Here is a 13,723-nt window from a genome sequence, read left to right as displayed (position 1 = left end):
CGGGAAAGTCGATAATACTCGGGCTTTGTATGGGGACCGGTATGCTTAAGCTGTACTATATTTTGACAGAATATCTTTGGGTATTTGGAGTTGGATTCTTTGTCTACCTAGCCCTTCGTGGTGTCAAAAGCCGGGAAAAGCACGAAAAGGTAGCAAAAAAGAAGTGGAAAGATGCGGTTGAGAAGAAGATGGATGAGCCTATGACTCTCCATCCAGAGATCGACCCCAACCTATGCAGTGGTTGTGGAGCCTGTGTCACGGCCTGCCCTGAAGGGGAAATCCTAAAACTCATCCATCACAAGGCTAAGCTTATAGAACCTACTAAATGTGTGGGGCATGGAGCCTGTGAGGTGGCCTGCCCTCTCGATGCCATCAAACTCGTCTTCGGAACCAAGACGCGGGGGATGCAACTCCCTAGGATCAGCCCTTATTATGAGACCAATGTCGGTGGTCTTTATATCGCGGGCGAGCTTGGAGGCATGGGGCTAATCAGAAATGCCGTTAAGCAAGGCAAACTTGCTGCAGAGCATGCCTGCTCAAAAGTTTCTCCAGGTAAAGCTGAATATGATGTCCTCGTTGTTGGAGCAGGGCCAGCGGGACTTGCAGCGTCTCTGACCTGCGCAGAAAAAAAGAAAAAGTATATTTGCCTTGAGCAGAATAAATTTGGGGGGACGATCTATAACTTTCCAAAGCAGAAAGTTGTTATGTCTCACCCTCTCGAATTTCCCCTTGCGGGGATGGTAAAGTTTCCTAGAAACAAAGTCTCAAAAGAAGAAATCTTGGCTGTCTGGGGAGGACTTCGTAAGAAGTACAATTTGCAGATCAAAGAGAATGCAAAGTTTATAAATTTGAAGAAGAAAAACGGCATATTCCATGTGGAAACCAACAATGGAATCATCACGGCTAGCAAGGTGATTATGGCAATGGGAGTTCGAGGAAGTCCCCGAAAACTCGGCTTAAAGGGCGAGGAAAGTACGAAGGTAACGTACAATCTTCTCGATCCAGATCAGTATCAGAAGTGTGATATCGCAGTTGTTGGTGGGGGTAACGCGGCGGTTGAGGCCGCTCAGTACCTAGCCAAGAGTCGGCTTCAGAATAGAGTGTATCTTCTAGTTAGAGGTCCGCAACTCGATCGCTGTAACGAAGACAATCAGAACATCATCTTTGACATGGCGAAGAAAAAGAAGGTGGTGATGTGCTTTGATACAGTCGTATCCGAAATTTATGAAGATTATTTAATAGTAGATCGTCAAGGGCAAAGGCTTCGCCTTCAAAACGATTTTCTCTTTATTTTTGCTGGAGCTGAATTACCTTTCAAATTTTTGGAAAGTTTGGGGGTAGTGATAGACACCAAGTATGGCGAAGCTGTGAAAACCGGGTAGGGACCAAGTCATGAATAAGCTTCGATTCATCATAGGGAGTATGATCTTAATTAGTAGTAGCTGTGGAGTCGAGGCTCCAGAAGCAAGTGAGGATTTTAAAAGCCCTAGCGATCGCCGGGCTCACCTTACTTTTACTGAATGCAATGTTTGTCACGAGGAAACCCGTCCAGATAGGGACTCTCACACCCGCACTGGCGATTGTGTTTCGTGTCACTCATTTCCAGATTGGTCTGTGATCAGTCTCGTGAGATAGCATTGTAGAAGTCCCTAACTAGTACGGTTTTAGTGGAGCTGATACACTAGAATGTATATTAATAAGCATCGGACCTATGAACGCTGAAGTCGAAAAGATTGTCGCCGCTATCGGTGTAGCCTGCTTATCTTTGGCAACAAAGGGAATCGCAGCTGATTACACGGGGCAGGTGCGTCTTGGAGCCATCAACAGTCAAATCCGTTACTCCGAACCTATCCAGGGAGAGGAGTCAAATGATATTTCTATCATCAGCACTCGGCTTTTCCTAGAAGGTGAGGACTTGTTTTCGCGCCGCGATGGCTTCGTTTTAGACCTTCGGGATAAGTATGACTTCTTTGGGAAGGCTAACTCCGAGATTCTAAGCCTTGAATCTTCCAATGAATTTATCATCCGCCAGGCTGCTTATAAAAAACCTTGGGAAGTCAATCGAGGCTACTATACCGTAGGCCGGTTTTCGATTCCTGAGGCTGGGATCATTGCAAATGATGGTGGAGAATACGGCTATCGTCTGAACCGATCTCACCGGGTCGGGGGGTTTATTGGAATTGCGCCCGAGGATGTGGTGACTCCTGCTAGTGTCAGTCCAGACGAGCGAGGGTTTGATGGCAACCAGGGTGGTATTTATTCAGTTTATAAGCGAGAAAATGCCGGTCGCATGGATACCACCTTTATGATCAATACCTTGGCTCAGGCACCCTCATTCGAGCTCGATGATTTTGTCAATAAGGTTTACTATTACCATCAGGGTATTTTCAACCTTGGGTTCAAGCATCGGGTTTCTAGCTACGTGAATTTTGATGTTATGCCATCTGCTAGCTTACGCAGAGCTTACGTCACCCATGGATACTACTTAACGAAGTTTAGGGTTCGATCATCTTTTACCCGCATAACAGCGGAGGATTATCGGCTGAAAAAGGATATTCGTGACGATCTGGAGCCAAGTACTCTGAACGCTCTAAAATCCACCGTGACACAGCGATTCAACCGAGATTTAAACTTCACCTACGGGCTTGAGTACGCCCAGAGAGCTGCTGATGGACTAAGCCGCACAGAACTAGAAGTCGGTGCTACTTATCGTGGCATGTTGAGACGAAGGCTTAGCCTGGGCGCTTACTATGGGCAACGTGATAACTTTGAATCGGATGACAACTATATTAAGCTATCAACTCGCTATTACCAGAATTTTTATAGTCTGTCAGCCGCTTACATCATGGAAACGGAGAATTTTGATACTGGTGATACGCTGAATCCGCAGACAATTCATCTGGATTTTGCTTTCTACACATCCGATAAACTAAGAGGAAGTACATCCTATATTCTAAGCACAGCAGAGGATCGTACCGTTACGTCGTTGATGTTCTCTTTAGGGTATCAATTTGGTAAGGAATCAACTTCTCCAACGCGCAAGAGGGCTATGAGCTTTGAGGAACTTTAAGTTTATCATCGCAGCTTTACTCACAATGATGGCGAGTTCATCATTGGCCCAGAGCGATTCAAAGAAATTTGAAGGCTTGATGAACAAGCTTCTTGCGCCAGGCCCTTTGATGATCGGGCACGAAAAATTGGAGCACACGGATTGCCTCACCTGTCACGATCCAGGTGGCGGAATTCCAAATAAAGGCTGTGTTGATTGTCATAAAGGTATTGGGGTTCAACTTAGGCAGAAGAAGAGCTTTCATGGCCTGATGGGTGGTAAAGCCTGCGTTGATTGTCATAAGGACCATAAGGGTCGCGACTTCAATGCCGTCCGTTTTGACGAGAAAAATTTCGATCATAAGAGAACAGGTTTTATTCTTGACGGCGCCCACACGAAAGTCGAGTGTACCGACTGTCATACAGAAAAGAGGCTCAATAAGCCTATCAATCGAAGTGATACAAGATGGTTTGGAAAGTCTCCATCCTGTCGCGAATGTCATGCTGATGACGATATCCATCGCTATACGGGTAAGTTCGCGAAGGTCGAATGTAGCAAATGCCATAATACGACAGAGTGGAAAGATACGAAGTTCTTCGATCACGCTCGGGAAACAGGTTATGCGCTTATTGGAGCCCATGCTAGAAATAAGTGTTCCGATTGTCACGCTCCTAAAGGTAAGGGGTCTGAAATCTATGATTTTCCCGGTTTGAAGACTAGAAAATGTCTCACCTGCCACGAGGATCATCACGGTCGAAACCTCAGTCCAAAGTTCCAAAATGGGAATTGTGATACCTGTCACAGCCAAGAAAAATGGGATATCACTGGTTTTAAACACGAAGTCACTGGTTGGCCCCTACGCGGCAAGCATGCCCAAAATCAATGTATCGATTGCCATAAGCCGGGAAATCAGGGCAAGAAGCTGGCGGATTTCCGATGGGTGGGGCTAAACAAGTCCTGCGGTTCTTGTCATGCTGACTATCATGGCTACGGCAATACCAAACCTAAGCGGATGCCTTCACTATCAAACTGTGCTCAATGTCACAATGAATTTGGGTGGAAGCAAAATATTCAATTCAATCATAACTCTCAAACGATCTTCCCCCTTGAAGGAAAGCATTTGAGGAATGATTGTTTCCAGTGTCATGTAACCCTCAAGGGTCAAACAAAAGGAAAAACCAATGAGAGGCGGATCTATCACTTTAAAAGCTTGACAACAAAAACCTGTGAGACCTGCCATAAGTCTCCTCACTCCAGTGCCTTCCATCGCCGATTTAAAGGGGTTAAGTGTGCTGATTGTCACACCCCTCGGGGTTGGAACATCATGGCAGGAGCTAAGGGTATGCCTGGCGGGGATCGTAGGTTTCATCAAAATACTCGTTTCCCTTTGACCGGTAAACACACCAATCAGCCATGTAAGTCCTGTCACTTGGTAAATGGCAAGGAGCGATATAAGTTTCCTAATGCTGACAAAGGATTTTGCGTGAACTGCCACGACTCGGTCCACAAGAAGCAGTTTACACCAAAGTTTGTCAGGATGGGCTGTGGAGAGTGCCACACAACGATGAGTTTCGGCAAACGAAAGCCGTTTAATCACAACATAACTGATTTCAAAATCACGGGGCAGCATAAAAAGTTCGAGAAGAACTGTAGCAAGTGTCACGTTCCCACCCGAGCCAAGTTACCGACGAAGCCACCTAAAACAGCTCACAAATTCAAATTCAAGTTCGCTAAGAATGGCTACTGTGAGAATTGTCATAATAACGTTCATCGCAAACAGTTCAGCCCAGAATTTATCAGGCGCTCAGCTTGTACTGATTGTCACACGACCAATTCATTTACGAAGAGGAAACCATTCAATCACGATAAGACCCGATTTAAGCTAACTGGTCGCCATGCGAAGGTCAAAAACAATTGCTTCGAATGTCATGTCAAGACCAACAAAAAACTGCCTACAAAACCGCCAAAGGTTGCTCATAAGTTTCAATTCCCCGGAGAGAACCGTGGATTCTGTGATAATTGCCATAAAAACGAGCACAGGGATATGTTTAGAGCCAAATTCTATAGAAAGCCTTGTGGAGAATGCCATAAGACTTCGACTTTTGGCGACTTGAAGCGTTTCAATCACAGCGAAACTAACTTTGCACTTCGATACAAGCACAAGAAGGTCGAGTGTAAGGAGTGTCATACCCGAACGGCGAAGAGGTTCACCCAGGGGCGCAAGGCGAGAAAGGGTCGGTATATGTTCCCCGATCTGAAAACTCGCAATTGCCAAGTTTGTCACCGGGACCCTCACAAAGGAACTAACGGGACTCGCTGTACCAAGTGTCATACAGAAGCAGGCTGGAAGAAGGCCGATGGTTTCCATAAAGACTTCACACTCGAAGGAGTGCATCTAGTGTTGGGTTGCGATCAGTGTCATATCGAGGAGAAGGTTCTTCGAGGCAGTAGCGAAGACTGTCGCGTTTGTCACCACGAAGATGATCCTCATGGTGGTTTCCTTAATGACTGTCAAGACTGTCATACTCAGACAGTTTGGGAGTCAACGACATTTATCCACGATATGACTCAGTTTCCACTCCGCGGAGTGCATCGCTTGACGGATTGTCGAAGTTGTCACAACCAAGGCAACTACGTGGCTCTACCCACAGATTGTGCCGGCTGTCATCAGTCGCAGGCAGACTTGGTCACCAGTCCGAATCACTCTAGCAGCCGGTACCAGAGTTGTGAGCAGTGTCATAATACATTCTCGTTCAGCGGCGCCGTCGAATAAAAAGAAGGAGCCAAAAGATTGCGCAGGCGATGCCCGCTGACCAATCCTCTGGCTCCAGGAGCCCTACCACTGATCCCTTGATAAACGAGCTAGAGCGGTTTGTGAAATTACTTTCGCGTAACAATTTCGCGGGATGTCGAACCATGGAAGCCTTGGCGCGCAATGCTTTGGAGCTAATAATCTGATTTACTTTAACTATCTCAAAAGCCCGACACAGGCGGCCAGAGCAATCTAGCCTTGCTGGGACTCGACGATTGACGAGTTTTCAGGGCACGGAAGTGCCTGTTGCCGAACTCCGACTATTTTTCTTGCAAATAAGTCATAATGACTGCTATACAATACCGTTGCTAAATCGGGGTGATAGCCGATTTTAGGGGGATCTGTTGCCAGCGAGAGACAGTCATTTTTGCTAAAAAATCTTCCGTTTTAGGAACTTAGGTGCTAGAAGTGAGATCGTGAACTGAATCAAGGTGACACATGAAGAAGTTTCAACCACCAACCATTTTGCACCTGACCCTGATCGGCTTTGTCGTCGTGCTCATGCCGTTGCTTTTAGGCACGATTCGCGGCTTTCAGTCATTGGATCGCATGGCGACGCAGCATGAAACCGATATGAGCAGCATCGTTCTACTCACCGAGTCAACGCGAACGATCCAAGGCAATTTGGAAGATATGGAACGATCTGCCCGCCAATATCAGTTGCTGGGTGACCCTTCCATTCGTGACATGTTCAATGAGCGATACAAAGCTGCGCAAAATGCCTTGGCTGATATCACTCTGATTAGTCGCGGCGAAAAATTGGTTCCCATTGCAAGAATTTTGCTTCAGGAGCTAGAAAAACTGGAGCAGGGCATCAATCAAGTCGATGACAAGGACCCTGCCTTCAATAAAGAGTTGGCGCGGTTTGAGCGACTGTTTTTCCTAGTTCAGACTCTCAATCAGGAAGGGTCTCTATTTTTAAACGAACGCGTCAAGGATGCTCAGGGATCTGTGGAAGAAGTGAGCCAGGAGCTTGTTCTGTACGTGGTAACGCTGCTCCCCTTAACGGTGGCCCTTGTATTTCTTTTTACCTCACTGATTTTAAAGCCTTTGAGACAAATAGATACGGCTATTCGTAAGCTTGGCCAAGGCGAGTACGACGGGGAGTTCACAGTCCAGGGTCCCGTGGATTTGCAGCGCGTAGCCCAGCGATTATCTTGGCTAGGGCGTCAGCTTTCAGAATCAGAAGAAGAAAAGAAACGCTTCCTCAGACATATATCGCACGAGTTGAAAACCCCCCTATCAACGATTAAGGAAGGTATTGAGCTTCTTGAAGATCAGATTCCAGGTAAACTGAACGAGGCTCAGCAAGAAGTTGTTGGAATTCTATCGAGTGCTGCCACCAGCTTTCAAAGTTTGATTAATAACCTCCTCGATTTCAACCTACTCCGCCGCGATCCTAACCTGCATACCGACGTGTTTGATATGGAGGAGATAGTACAAGACACGGTCAATGCTCATAAGTTGACGGCCAAGCGTAAGAAGATTTCTCTTAAAGTGGAAGGTCAGGCTTTACAGGTGAGAGCTGACCGCTCCGTGCTGCGAGCAGCCCTTGATAACTTAGTTTCCAATGCTGTGCACTATACACCTAAGGGTGGCTATATAGAAATTAACTGGTCTCCTGAAGGACAAGAAAATCTTGTGTTCCAAGTGCTCGACTCAGGGCCGGGAATCCCCCAAGAGGAGCGACACAAGGTGTTTTTACCTTTCTATCAAGGGACCGCGCGCAAACAGGGCCCACTAAAGGGCACAGGCCTAGGATTATCTGTAGCAAAGGAGTGCGTTGAGTCGCACGGCGGCCAGTTGCAGATCATAGATTCATTGATTGGTGCTCACATGAGAGTGGATATTCCCCATGTGATCGCAAATAAGGAGCTTTCATGAGAAAGATCGGAGTTATCGTCTGTTTAGCTCTATCAGCTAGTTGTACCACAGACCTCTCGCAGAAGTTTGAGGAAACCATTGTCTTTGTCGGCTATAGGGATTTGAACTACTGGGTTGACTATGGCAAGGATATTATGGAGATGTCTGATAAGACCTTTGCTAGAGAGCGAGCCAAACGCATTAAAAATCGTAAACGGGACGATTGGGTTTCAAGTTTCGAGCTGGGTATAGCTTATGGCCTACGGCCACAAAGCTCATCTGACTATCAAAAGGCGACTCAGATCTTCAATCGTCTCGCAAAAAGGCAAGACCTTGACGAGGACAGTCGCTTGGCAGCTCAGTGGTACCAGCTCCACCTAACTGCTAAGCGGCGGTTATATGAATCGTCAGAAAAATATCGCAAGGAGTCCAAAGATCTGCAAGACAAGTTGCAAGCTCTTTCAACTATCGAAAAGAAAATCCAAAAACGTTCCCAACGAAATGCCCGTTAGAGGAGGTGAATGATGACTCAGCATGGAAAAATTCTACTGGTCGATGACGATGAAGGGCTACTCAAACTACTCAAAATGAGGCTGGTCTCTGAGGGGTTTGTCGTCGAGACTGCTACAGATGGAGTGCAGTGTTTGCAGAGGCTAGATATCTTTGAGCCGGATGTTCTCATAAGCGACTTAAGGATGGATAAGATCGATGGAATGACACTTTTTGAAGAGGTTTCCAGTCGTCGCCCGTTCCTCCCGGTCATTATTATTACGGCCCATGGCACGATTCCAGAAGCTGTTGAAGCAACCCAAAAGGGAGTTTTCTCGTTCATAACCAAGCCGATTGATAAGGATAAGCTATTTAAAGTCATTCAAAAAGCGTTGACTCAGAGTGGCAAGCAACCCGATCAACAAAAGAACGCTTGGTGTGCAGATATTATAACCCAAAGTCAGGTTATGCTTGATCTTCTGAAGAAAGCCAAGCTCGTGGCTCAGTCAGATAGCAATATTCTTCTGCAAGGGGAAAGCGGCACCGGCAAAGAGCTTCTTGCTCGTGCCATCCATAATGCTAGTCGTCGCAAGTTTGGGCCGTTTATCGCCATTAACTGTGCGGCGCTACCAGGGGATCTCTTAGAAGCTGAATTGTTTGGAACCACTAAAAACGCTGGCAACGATCAGAAAAGTTTGTTTCAAGCAGCCAAGGGCGGCACCTTGTTCCTAGATGAGGTTTCCGAAATGCCACTCGGCTTGCAAGCTAAGCTGCTTCGTGTTCTAGAAGAACGTCAGATGCGAGCGGGGGGGAGCCTGAGTGCGGCTGCTGCTGATATTCGAATTATGTCGGCAACCCATCAGGACTTAGAAGAAAAAGTTCAAGCTGGTGAGTTCAGGGAAGACCTCTTTTATAAGTTGAACGTGATTGGTCTTTCCATCCCAACACTGAACCAAAGGCGTGAAGATATCTCTCTCCTAGCCAAATCATTTTTGCAAAAAGTGGCTTCGAGACACAAGCCGCGAGTGAAGTCATTTGCTCCTAAGGCCTTAGAGTTGATTTGCAACGCTCAATGGCCGGGAAACGTGCGTCAGCTATACAATGTTGTCGAGAGACTGGTTGTCTTGAGCACGACATCGGTGATTTCTGAGAGTTCGGTCCGCGAGGCTCTAACCCCAGATACAGAGGAACTACAGTCTTTGGCAGATGCCAAAAGTGAGTTCGAGAGGCAGTACTTGATTCAAGTGCTGCGCCAGGCGAAAGGCAACGTAAGCCAAGCAGCGCGAGCAGCGAAGCGCAATCGAACCGACTTTTACAAGCTGATGGCTCGCCACAACTTGCAGCCGGCTCAGTTTAAGGCTCAGGGTTAGGTAGATTGGTAATCAGGAAGTGGCTGAAGGCTTTCTTTAGCGACCTGCTTTCCAAGCTCAGTCAAATCGTATTCGGGTCTGATATTAGGGTCGAATACGTTGTCTTGGCTAACAGCTGGTCTCAAGTTCTTGATGATTCCTTGGCGGCTCAAATTTTCCAAGTAGATGGCTTGAGTATAGCGGGAGATGCTTTTCTGTAATTCACTTTCAGTCATCTGGATGGAAGACTGGCCCTTTAGCTTAGAATGAAGCAGTAAGACAGCGAGAGTGATATAGCGCCCCGCACGTGGACGACTTTCCAAGGCTGCCTCGGCCATATGACGAGTATCCTCAATCAGGATATCGAGCACGCCTTGGCTGATTTGGTCAGGCATCAAGGCGAGGTCTGGCCGATTGTGCTGCTGAAGATACGATATGATGGATTGTGAAATTTCATCCTGCTGCATGGAGACTCCTAGCTTGCCACATTTACACTGCTCAGAGATACCACAGCCTGCGGGAGATGCAATCAATAAGCCTTAGCAAACTCAAGCTCAAGGTACATAGTGCAAGAAATTCTTTTTAAATCAGAAAGTTAAGATTTTTGATCAGGCGAGCTTCTTTTCCGGCACCTTGTTCTCCGGGACTGACTTTAGGGGGATTTCGAACCAAAAGGTAGAACCAATAGCTTCTTGGCTTTTGCAACCGATTTCGCCCCCTAAGGAACGAACGATTTTTCGGCACAAGCTCAGCCCAACTCCAGTGCCAGTACGGCTGTGATGGTTGGTAGCTTCACCCTGATAGAATAGGTCGAAGGCTTGCTTTTGTTCCATTGGTCCCATGCCGATACCAGTATCTTCGACTTCCACAAAGAGAGACGTGCCGCTAGATTGTGGACGGATTCGAATCCTGACCTGTCCTTCATCTGTGAACTTGATAGCATTATCCACGAGTTGATGGAGGGCGATTCGCATGCGCTTGCGATCGAGAGTGACCTCTGGCAATGATGAGTCGAGTTCAACGTCGAACTGGAGTCGGTCGCGGTGGTTTTCTACCTGGCACTCGTCCATGACCTCCTGGACCAGATCATCCATAGAGAACTGGGTTTCTTCAAAGCGGAAGTTGTGGCTATCCAGGTGAATGAAGTACATGATGTTATCAATGAGCCTTGCCAAGTATTTTGCGGAGTCTTCAGAGTTCTGGAGAATACGAGCAGTATCTGGATCAGATTCTGCTTCTAGAATATCTTCCAGGGTCATAATGATAATATTTAGTGGGGTCCGTAGCTCGTGACTCATGACTCCAAGAAAGTCATCCTTGGCGCGAATTGCTGCTTGAACCTCTTCGTTTGCTTCTTTAAGTTTTCGAATATAGCTCCGGTTTTCCTGGTCTAGAGTCCACTTCTGAGTGAGGGCTACGATCATTTGTTTCATCTCAGCAACTTCAAATGGCTTGGAAAGAAAAAGATACTTGTTGCTGACACCAAGGCGATCGGCGATATCTTGCCACGAGTAATCTGAATAGGCGGAACTGATGATGATCTCGATATCTTGATCTACGTCCCGAATTTTCTCAATAGTCATCAAGCCATCCCAGCCTGGGGGCATTCTCATATCAACCACAGCGACCGCGTAAGGGTTGCCCTCTTTCACAGCCTGCTTGATCATCTCATAGCCCTCCTGCCCTTGGTAGGCAGAATCTATAGCGATCTCTAGTTCGCTTTGTTGACGAGACGGTGCGCTGCCTGCACCAAAGATTTCTTCACTCAGTTTATCAAGGGCATCTTGTGAGCTCTGAGATTGGAATAAAATCTTGATATTATTGTGAATATCTTCGGTGTCATCAATGATAATAATGCGCAAAGGGTTCATACACTCTCCCAAACAAGGAATCCCCAGCGGTTACCAATATTGTAACCTAGATTCGCAATGGCAGTCAGTACCAAGGTAAAAATGACACTGCGTAGATAATAGTATTTAGGTGATTGAGGCTCCTTTTCATGATATCCCTAGGAGGCAGTTTGGGCATGTTCACCTACGTTTTTTATTAGACATTGGGCTTGCTTAGACGTTGCCTTCCCTACATCGATTGGAGTCATGAACATATGAGTTGGTTAAAAAGCTACGGGGCCATTAGTCCTGTCATCAAGCGGCTGGTCTTAGCTGAGTTCTTCCTACAGCTAATGAATACATCGTACTTTATGATTCTAAACTTTTTTTTGGTTCGGCATGGCTATGAGGATCAGCTTATCGCTCAGATGATATCATATCGCTTCTTAGCCGTCATGGCCTTATCACTGCCGTTCGGCTTTTTCATACCAAGCCGACGCTTACTACCTATATTTAGAACTGCGGCCTGCTTTATCCCTATATCTTCTGTACTGATTCTCTGGGCCGCACCAGCGCAACGACACGAGTTGCTTGCCCTAGGGATTAGCCTCTTTGGGATTGCCACAGCAGCAGTTCAGGTAATCATGGTGCCGTTTATTATGAGAAATGAATCCGAAGAGCGGCGTACTGAGGCCATTGCGTTACATTTTACTACTTGGAGCGTAACTTCTTTTCTCTTGGGTGTGGTATCGTTTGGCTCCAATGCCTTCTTGCAAGAAAAACTCCCTGAATCTTCGGTTTTGATGTTTTTTACCGCTCTGAGCTTGATTGGAGTGGTCGTTGCTTTTCTGCCTATGAACGAAAAACGGCCAGATCCAGATCAAGCGATTAATTTTAGATCCTATGATTGGGCCGTGATTGCAAGGGTTTTGGCTCCGTCGGTAGTCATCGGTATTGGAGCGGGCTTGACCATCCCGTTCATCAACCTGTTCTTTCTCCATGTTTTCTCTATGGAGTACGATGAGTTTTCCATGATGGGTGCGATCTCGACCTTGTTTGTCACAATAGGGAACATGTATGGACCTAGGTTGAAAAAGGCCTACGGATATCGCGTTGCGATCACGATGACGCAATCCCTGGCGGTGCTTGCTCTTGTGGTCTTAGCCCTTACCGAACAGTTTAAAACTTTGGCTATTGCGTTTCCACTGGCAGTCTTGTGCTATCTCCTGCGCCAGCCCCTTATGAATATGGCAAACCCGATTGTGGCTAGTTTTGCCATGGAGTATGTTGGCGAAAAGAATCGCGAAATTACCAGTGCACTCCAACAAGCTTTCTGGGCTGGTTCCTGGTTCTTTAGCACCCAAATCTTTCGTGTGCTGCGCGCCGGTGGCTTTTCTTATACGACTATCTTTCTAACCACCGCAGCTATCTATGGAATCGGGGTCTTGTGGTATCACATCCTAATCCAGAAGAGCGATGTGAGAGTGGATCACGCCACCCCACTAGCATCCTAGAAGGGCTTAATGCCCTCCTGGAATCAGGGTAATAACGATTTCGAAAACGATCAGCAAAACGATCGCCATCTCTACCCAATAGAGGCGCCGGTCTCGGGACGTATCCACCAGTAACTCAAGACTTTGTTGGATAAGCTGGAGTTTGTACTCTAATGCTTGAAAGCGCTCATCTAGATCAAACATGGCCCTGAGGTCGCTATAGAGCTCGTCCATAACCTTGTCTTCCCAAATTAGGTCTGGTCGGCACCAGTAGGTGCAGGACTCGAACGACGCGGCTACGGAGTTCAAGGCAGTGGGCGACCCATCGCATAAGTTTGTTCGGTGAGGGGGAAAGCTTGCCCCGAACCTTTAAGGTAGCGATGATACCATCGACCTCGGTCCAAGCTTCCTCGCACATGCTTTCATAGTATTCCATTGTGGTAGACTGTGCGATCGTTGAAGTAATCACTTCAGCTCGATCCTTGGATAGGTGGTCGATTAAAATTCGGTTAAACTCGACTCGTGGTGCTTTATCGGGATCTTCAGTGGCGATAAAATCTTCAGAACACATGCTGTCCTTCACCAGCCCGGGAAGATCGATTAAACTTGAAAGTTCTGCCGCTTGCGCCTCGTCCGGTACATTCCAGAAAACAATCGCTCCAAAGTTAAAGGCAAACATCTCGCCGTTGGAGATGCGATGATTGATAGCCGCGCGTGGATCGATGGTCGAATGAGCAGCATGAAGCTTTTTTGCTAACTCGCCAGTGTCAACTAGCTCGGAAACCACATATGATCTGAAATTATGGCTACTGGGCATTAGGGTGTTCCTTGATTTTTTC

General features: G+C 46.9%; 12 protein-coding genes. 8 read left to right on the top strand and 4 right to left on the bottom strand.

Going from position 1 to position 13,723, the window contains the following annotated elements; translation table 11 throughout:
• The first annotated feature begins 41 nt into the window (after positions 1-41).
• From B9N89_RS15205 to B9N89_RS15175, 7 genes are all read left to right on the top strand, one after another.
• A complete protein-coding gene (locus B9N89_RS15205) occupies positions 42-1,382 on the top strand; it encodes an NAD(P)-binding domain-containing protein (RefSeq protein WP_159455392.1) in 1,341 nt (446 codons plus the stop codon).
• A 10-nt stretch (positions 1,383-1,392) separates the two neighbouring features.
• Positions 1,393-1,635 (top strand): hypothetical protein, encoded by a 243-nt coding sequence (locus B9N89_RS15200; protein WP_132320237.1) that lies wholly within the window; start codon positions 1,393-1,395, stop codon positions 1,633-1,635.
• Positions 1,636-1,711: 76 nt separating this feature from the next.
• The gene (locus tag B9N89_RS15195) at positions 1,712-3,070 is read left to right on the top strand and encodes a hypothetical protein (RefSeq protein WP_132320239.1); all 1,359 of its coding nucleotides are present in this window, start codon (positions 1,712-1,714) and stop codon (positions 3,068-3,070) included.
• Positions 3,057-5,822, top strand: a complete 2,766-nt coding sequence (locus B9N89_RS15190; protein ID WP_132320241.1) for a cytochrome c3 family protein — start codon at positions 3,057-3,059, stop codon at positions 5,820-5,822. The genes B9N89_RS15195 and B9N89_RS15190 overlap by 14 nt, the downstream gene beginning before the upstream one ends.
• A gap of 477 nt (positions 5,823-6,299) precedes the next feature.
• Positions 6,300-7,745, top strand: a complete 1,446-nt coding sequence (locus B9N89_RS15185) for a HAMP domain-containing sensor histidine kinase (protein WP_132320243.1) — start codon at positions 6,300-6,302, stop codon at positions 7,743-7,745.
• Complete coding sequence (locus B9N89_RS15180; protein WP_132320245.1) at positions 7,742-8,236, top strand: hypothetical protein; 495 nt, start codon at positions 7,742-7,744, stop codon at positions 8,234-8,236. The genes B9N89_RS15185 and B9N89_RS15180 overlap by 4 nt, the downstream gene beginning before the upstream one ends.
• Before the next feature lie 12 nt (positions 8,237-8,248).
• Complete coding sequence (locus B9N89_RS15175) at positions 8,249-9,583, top strand: sigma 54-interacting transcriptional regulator (protein ID WP_132320247.1); 1,335 nt, start codon at positions 8,249-8,251, stop codon at positions 9,581-9,583.
• Here the strand turns inward: B9N89_RS15175 and B9N89_RS15170 are convergent.
• On the bottom strand, positions 9,580-10,029 hold the full coding sequence (locus B9N89_RS15170; protein ID WP_132320249.1) for a hypothetical protein: 450 nt from the start codon (positions 10,027-10,029) through the stop codon (positions 9,580-9,582). The genes B9N89_RS15175 and B9N89_RS15170 overlap by 4 nt on opposite strands.
• 141 nt (positions 10,030-10,170) lie before the next feature.
• On the bottom strand, positions 10,171-11,433 hold the full coding sequence (locus B9N89_RS15165; protein WP_132320251.1) for a sensor histidine kinase: 1,263 nt from the start codon (positions 11,431-11,433) through the stop codon (positions 10,171-10,173).
• Between the two features lie 233 nt (positions 11,434-11,666).
• On the opposite strand from B9N89_RS15165, the gene B9N89_RS15160 reads away from it, so the two are divergent.
• Positions 11,667-12,905, top strand: coding sequence for an MFS transporter (locus B9N89_RS15160; protein ID WP_132320253.1), 1,239 nt, complete (start codon positions 11,667-11,669; stop codon positions 12,903-12,905).
• Between the two features lie 6 nt (positions 12,906-12,911).
• On the opposite strand, the gene B9N89_RS15155 is transcribed toward B9N89_RS15160, so the two are convergent.
• Together B9N89_RS15155 and B9N89_RS15150 are read right to left on the bottom strand one after the other, a co-directional pair.
• Positions 12,912-13,118 carry an RMD1 family protein gene (locus B9N89_RS15155; protein WP_132320255.1) on the bottom strand — a complete coding sequence of 69 codons (207 nt, stop codon included), beginning with the start codon at positions 13,116-13,118 and terminating at the stop codon, positions 12,912-12,914.
• Entirely contained in the window at positions 13,102-13,701 is a 600-nt protein-coding gene (locus B9N89_RS15150; protein WP_132320257.1) for an RMD1 family protein, read from the bottom strand. The genes B9N89_RS15155 and B9N89_RS15150 overlap by 17 nt, the downstream gene beginning before the upstream one ends.
• Positions 13,702-13,723: the final 22 nt, after the last annotated feature.

It is taken from the genome of Pseudobacteriovorax antillogorgiicola (genome assembly GCF_900177345.1).
Classification (GTDB): Bacteria; Bdellovibrionota_B; Oligoflexia; order Oligoflexales; family Oligoflexaceae; genus Pseudobacteriovorax; species Pseudobacteriovorax antillogorgiicola.
Note: the sequence above shows the minus strand (reverse complement) of the source record. Positions and strands in the feature narration are given on the sequence as shown.

What these genes read in the sequence shown, in the direction of transcription:
- B9N89_RS15155 (WP_132320255.1), bottom strand. Translation starts at nt 13,118, where the DNA reads ATGGACGAGCTCTATAGCGACCTCAGGGCCATGTTTGATCTAGATGAG.
- B9N89_RS15165 (WP_132320251.1), bottom strand. Translation starts at nt 11,433, where the DNA reads ATGAACCCTTTGCGCATTATTATCATTGATGACACCGAAGATATTCAC.
- B9N89_RS15180 (WP_132320245.1), top strand. Translation starts at nt 7,742, where the DNA reads ATGAGAAAGATCGGAGTTATCGTCTGTTTAGCTCTATCAGCTAGTTGT.
- B9N89_RS15195 (WP_132320239.1), top strand. Translation starts at nt 1,712, where the DNA reads ATGAACGCTGAAGTCGAAAAGATTGTCGCCGCTATCGGTGTAGCCTGC.
- B9N89_RS15170 (WP_132320249.1), bottom strand. Translation starts at nt 10,029, where the DNA reads ATGCAGCAGGATGAAATTTCACAATCCATCATATCGTATCTTCAGCAG.
- B9N89_RS15160 (WP_132320253.1), top strand. Translation starts at nt 11,667, where the DNA reads ATGAGTTGGTTAAAAAGCTACGGGGCCATTAGTCCTGTCATCAAGCGG.
- B9N89_RS15200 (WP_132320237.1), top strand. Translation starts at nt 1,393, where the DNA reads ATGAATAAGCTTCGATTCATCATAGGGAGTATGATCTTAATTAGTAGT.
- B9N89_RS15185 (WP_132320243.1), top strand. Translation starts at nt 6,300, where the DNA reads ATGAAGAAGTTTCAACCACCAACCATTTTGCACCTGACCCTGATCGGC.
- B9N89_RS15150 (WP_132320257.1), bottom strand. Translation starts at nt 13,701, where the DNA reads ATGCCCAGTAGCCATAATTTCAGATCATATGTGGTTTCCGAGCTAGTT.
- B9N89_RS15175 (WP_132320247.1), top strand. Translation starts at nt 8,249, where the DNA reads ATGACTCAGCATGGAAAAATTCTACTGGTCGATGACGATGAAGGGCTA.
- B9N89_RS15205 (WP_159455392.1), top strand. Translation starts at nt 42, where the DNA reads ATGCTTAAGCTGTACTATATTTTGACAGAATATCTTTGGGTATTTGGA.